The following is a 3,951-nucleotide window of genomic DNA, read 5'->3' as shown; positions in this document are numbered from 1 at the left end:
TCACTGTTTCGAGGTGGATCCCCTAGCTCTACACCTGCTGCGGCAGAATATTCTCAGCTTGGGCAACTGCTTTGTGCATTCGGTGGGGCTGGCGGGGCAGGATAGTTGCAGAACCCGTCGCCTCTGGCCGGAGGATCCTCAGGCCGAGTGGGGAGTGGAGCAGCTGCTCCCTTTCCGGGAAGCCAGGGCAGCCCTCAAGGAGTTGGGTTTGGAGCCCATCGATGTGCTCAGGGTGGCTACAGGTGGAGATGAGGTGGAGGTGTTGACCAGCTTGCAAGAGCAGCTCAAAGACATCAAGGTGATTTACGTGGAGTTTACTTCTGAGCAAGACCGCAAGCAGATTGACCAGATGTTGGATCCCTCTCATCTCCTCTGGCAGGGGGAGATTTCTCAAGGTAACTACGGCTGTCTCTGTTACCTGAGCAGAGCTTACGTTTAGGTAAAGTAGCTGAACAAAGTAAAAAAATGAGCCACGGAGCGGAACAAATACGACTCTCTCTCAGATCTAAGCTTCCTCTTTAGGTCTACCTGCATGTTATCTTGCCTGTAAAGTCATCTTATCCCCAACTGAACTGACTATAACTGGAAAAAACTATACTGGGCAGACAAGTCAGGAGAATTTCTAGCCATCTTGTAGTAGATGTCAGACTGGATACTTACAAACAAACTTCTAGCCGGGATCCAAGCCCAGCAAGCAGGAGATTTGCGACAAGCAGAGGCTATTTACTCCGAAATCTTGGCGGATTTTCCTGAGCATGCAGATGCCCTTCACCTGTTGGGAACGGTAGCTCAAGCCAGAGGAGACTCGGAATTGGCAGCGGCTCTCATTGCAGAAGCCATTGAGCAACATCCCGAAGTGGCTCTGTATCACCACAATTTGGGTGTCGTCTATGAGTCTTTGGGTCAACTCGAGGAAGCGCTATCCTGTTATCAGCAAAGCCTGAAACTGAATCCACACGCTGCTGGATCTGCCTTTCAAGCTGGAAAAATCTTAGTTAACCTGCGACGTAGCGAAGAAGCCATTGCCCTACTCAATCCTCTACTGGAAAACTCGGATGAACAGACAGGGATCCCTTTGGAAGAGGTGCATCTGAATCTGGCTATCGCCTACCGAGATCAAGGAGAACACGCTGTTGCCTTGGATCACCTGGAGAAAGCATTGGCTTTGGATCCCCAGTTAGAACAGGCTCGTTGGTTTTATCATCTCTACTTGCCGGCAGTCTATCAGAGTGAGGAAGAGCTCAACTCCTTTCGTGCTCGCTTTATCGAGCATCTGGATTGTCTTATTGAGGAAACTCCCCTAGAAACGGAGGAGCAACGTCGCACAGCGCTGTGGGCATCAGGACTGGGAACCAATCACTACCTACAGTACCAAGGCTACAACGACCTGGATTTGCAGAAAAAATATGCCCAGTTTGTTCAACGTATAGTCAACGCTTGCTATTCCCAGTGGAGATATCTTCCTTGCCAATCCCAACCAGGGGATCCCATCCGAGTTGGGTTTGCCTCAGCTTCCATGCGAGCTTGCTCTTACAGTCGCTTATCTCTGGGTTGGGTTAAGTACCTAAATGCTAATTGGATTGATGGACAGGCTAACTCGGAGCGAAAGTTTCAAGTCTTCGCCTATCACTTGGATCCCAGAACCGATTTCATGACAGACCGGTATCGTCAATATGCCGATGTGTTTCGACACATTCCCACCGGACTTGAGGATGCAGCCCGACAAATCCTGCAGGATCAGCTAGATATTTTGGTGTATTTGGAGATTGGTCTTTCACCTCTTATTCTGCAACTGGCTTCCCTGCGACTGGCACCGATACAGTGCTCCACTTGGGCTCATCCTATAACTTCTGGACTTTCTACGATTGACTATTTCCTCTCCAGCGATTTAATGGAGCCAGAGGATGCTCAAGAACATTATAGTGAAACCCTGATTCGTTTACCTCATTTGGGCACTTGCTTCGAAAAGCCGGTTTTGCCTCAGCAAAAGCGCTATCGAGAGGATTTCGGCCTGCGCAGAAACGCAGTGGTTTACCTAGCTTGTCAATACTTGGGTAAATATCTGCCCCAATATGACTATCTTTTTGCCGCTATTGCTCAGCGAGTGCCCAACGCTCAATTTGTTTTTTTGGCTCTACCCAATGCTGCTATTGCCCGACAATTTCGGGAACGGCTCACCCGGGCTTTTTCTTTGTATGGCCTCAATGTAGAAGACCACTGCCTGATCCTGCCCGGATTGGATTATCAAGACTACTTGGATCTCAACCGCTGTGCCGATCTTATGTTAGATTCCTATGGCTGGTCAGGTGGGATCACCACCTTAGAGGCCGTTGCGGTCGGATTGCCTGTGATCACTTGCCCTGGAAAGCTGATGCGGGGGCGGCATACCTATGCCATTCTCAAAAGAATGGAGCTGGACAGCTTAATTGCCTCGGATCTGAAAAGCTATGAGGATTTGGCCGTAAAACTGGGATCCGATTCTGAGTTTCGCTACCACATGGCTGAGGAGGTTCGGCAGCGATGCCACCTACTCTTCGAAGATCGAGAATGTGTGGCAGCCCTGGCCCATTTCTTCCTCACCAGGAAGCCCGACGCCAGTAGTGGTTAGCCCACTGCGAAAAAGGGTTTTGCTCTGGATCCCTTCCTGAGGACAAAATTGGCTCAACGGCCCCACTACGCCCTTGAAGCTCCCTTCTCGAGGTCAACAGCGGAACAGCCCCCCCAGGCCGGTGCAAGCCTAAACGTGGGAAAATCCTGTCAGTGATCTGCATTTTGCTGAGAATTGCTCAGAGCATCGTAATCTAGAGGAACATTGACATCCGGTGTCCGGAGGAGTGCTTATGCCAGGGCTAGCATCGAATGCTTCTAGAGCTCCGCAGGGATCCCTGCAGAGGCTGTTCTTGGGCCTTTTGGCCTCGGCTGCGGTTTTGGCAGGTTGTGGAGGAAGTGGAGGGAGTACAATACCGCCTCTAGTGAACGTCTGCGAACAAGCCTTCAGCCCAGACTTTTTCGCTTCGATTGGCCTCCGCCGACAGGGGGATAGGCGCAGTGGAACCTTGGGGCCGAATAGCCTTTTGGAGTTTTATTTTGATGAGGAGGGCAATTTTCGAAATGCCCGGGAATTCCCACCCCCTCCCGGCACGTTTACCTTTTATTCAGATGCGTTTCTTTACTTTCCCTCTGCAGCCAACGTTACGGGGGTTACGATCCGGCTGACCAGCCCGGTTTTCGACCCGCTATTGGTCATCGGCAGCTTTGACAGCAACCGGAGATTCGATCCTGACGTTTTTGTAAATGATGATGCTGCCCCTGGCAACTTTACCACCTCTCAGCTAACCATCCCCGTGCGGCAAAACCGCTGCTACTTGCTCCAGGTGCAAAGCTACTGGGCGCAAAATGCCTCTCCAGCCGCTGGGCCGGGCAGCCCTGGGCGAGGCCCTTACACCATCGAAGTTGTGAGCGAAAGCTTTGCTGCTCCTCCTCCACCGCCTCAACGGCAACAGAAAGACGATAGGGAAGACGGCGGCGGCGGTGATCGGGGAGGAGGCGTAGGTATTTAGCTCTGCCGTGTGAGCCTAATGGCGAAGCTGGCGCTACCACAGGTAGCCGTTCCTCGAATCGAGCGCCCGTCAGCGCTGACAGTGCCGCTCCAAGTGATGGTTGGGGTGCCACTACCCGCTGCCTTACCGCTGACAGAAAGTTGGTTGCCGATGAGCTGGCCACTGCGTTCGGAAAAGCTGAGAGAGGAAACGCTGATCTGGTTGCCCTCCTGACGAATGGAGACGGTTTCCTGGACGCCAGCCGCAACATTGACCTTGCACAGGGATCCCTGCCAGATAAAAGATCCTCCCTCGTAAAGCCACTCGCCGCTGAGGGCCAGCTCTGCCGCAGGCGTTGGCGTTGCCGGGGCAGGTGTGGCGGTGGGAGTAGGAGGTGGAGGCGGGGTGGGGG

Annotated in this window: 2 protein-coding genes and 2 pseudogenes; 3 read left to right on the top strand and 1 reads right to left on the bottom strand. The window is 52.6% G+C overall.

What is annotated here, in order from left to right; genetic code table 11:
- The 3 genes and pseudogenes from NW837_RS09390 to NW837_RS09380 all read left to right on the top strand — a co-directional run.
- Nucleotides 1-439: pseudogene (locus tag NW837_RS09390) on the top strand (glycosyl transferase family 1); the annotation flags it as partial.
- A 201-nt stretch (nucleotides 440-640) separates the two neighbouring features.
- Entirely contained in the window at nucleotides 641-2,608 is a 1,968-nt protein-coding gene (locus NW837_RS09385; protein WP_414330977.1) for a tetratricopeptide repeat protein, read from the top strand.
- Between the two features lie 232 nt (nucleotides 2,609-2,840).
- Nucleotides 2,841-3,560 (top strand): hypothetical protein, encoded by a 720-nt coding sequence (locus NW837_RS09380; RefSeq protein ID WP_414330974.1) that lies wholly within the window; start codon nucleotides 2,841-2,843, stop codon nucleotides 3,558-3,560.
- Here the strand turns inward: NW837_RS09380 and NW837_RS09375 are convergent.
- A pseudogene (locus tag NW837_RS09375) lies at nucleotides 3,557-3,951 on the bottom strand (serine/threonine protein kinase); the annotation flags it as partial. The gene NW837_RS09380 and the pseudogene NW837_RS09375 overlap by 4 nt on opposite strands.

Source organism: Synechococcus sp. R6-10, from assembly GCF_047461815.1.
In the GTDB taxonomy this organism is placed as follows: domain Bacteria; phylum Cyanobacteriota; class Cyanobacteriia; order Thermostichales; family Thermostichaceae; genus Thermostichus.
Note: the sequence above shows the minus strand (reverse complement) of the source record. Positions and strands in the feature narration are given on the sequence as shown.

Excerpts from the sequence above, each read along its gene's own strand:
- NW837_RS09385 (WP_414330977.1), top strand. The coding sequence starts at position 641 with ATGTCAGACTGGATACTTACAAACAAACTTCTAGCCGGGATCCAAGCC.
- NW837_RS09380 (WP_414330974.1), top strand. The coding sequence starts at position 2,841 with ATGCCAGGGCTAGCATCGAATGCTTCTAGAGCTCCGCAGGGATCCCTG.